Raw genomic sequence first — 818 nt, 5'->3', positions numbered from 1 at the left:
GGCAACGTAAATCCCCGCAGTTTCAGCAACGCCAGCGGCCCGCGGCCCATTTCCGTGCGTAATATCCAGGTCACCGGTAAACCGTCCGGCATCATCCATGTCAGCCGGTAACGGCTTTCATCCAGCTTTTCCGCCTTCGCCTGTTCCAGCCAGCGAATGAGCCCCCAGGTGCCCGAATAATCACCAAACAGCCGCGCCCCCGCATTGACACTGGTCCAGGTCAGCATCACCCCCGGTTTATACGTCTCTCCCGGCCAGCGAAAACGCTGCCAGCTTTCCATCTGGTTGAAGTAACGCAGTTTCTGCCCGTCTATCGTCAGGTCGGTTTCCACCACATCCCGCGCCGCTCTGGCCCGCAGTTCAAACCGCAGCCCCTGACTGCCGTCCGCAAACAGCACATCCGATAACTGACTGAGCTGATTCACCGCGTTCAGGAAACGCGGGTTAACAGGCAGCCCCTGACTGTTCACCCTGTCCGGCACCCAGCGATTACCCTCTTTATGCAGCACCCCGCCTAACTGACGCGTCAAAAACTGCTCAATGCGCCCGGTGTCCGGGCGGATAAACTGCCCCAGCATCGGTAACGAAATGTCACTCTCCCCACCGGCAAACGGGTAACGACCGGCAAAGGCGGTATTCCAGTTATCCACTATGGCCGTCCGCCACTGCGCATTCAGGCTGGCCGCAGACGGTTTCAGTATCCCCTGCCACGCCTGATTTAACGGCTGCACGAACATCGTCTGACCCAAACCGCGCCATTGGTCACCCAAACTGGCCGCCATCAGATTGCCGTAACCTTGCGTCTCCGTCAGGTCGGT

At 59.3% G+C, this 818-nt stretch carries 1 protein-coding gene; it reads right to left on the bottom strand.

The window, feature by feature from the left end:
• Nucleotides 1-818 (bottom strand): type VI secretion IcmF C-terminal domain-containing protein (locus tag SLS51_RS23040; protein ID WP_323840814.1); only part of this gene is annotated, 818 nt, incomplete at both ends.

It is taken from the genome of Photorhabdus africana (genome assembly GCF_035181445.1).
Classification (GTDB): Bacteria; Pseudomonadota; Gammaproteobacteria; order Enterobacterales; family Enterobacteriaceae; genus Photorhabdus; species Photorhabdus laumondii.
Note: the sequence above shows the minus strand (reverse complement) of the source record. Positions and strands in the feature narration are given on the sequence as shown.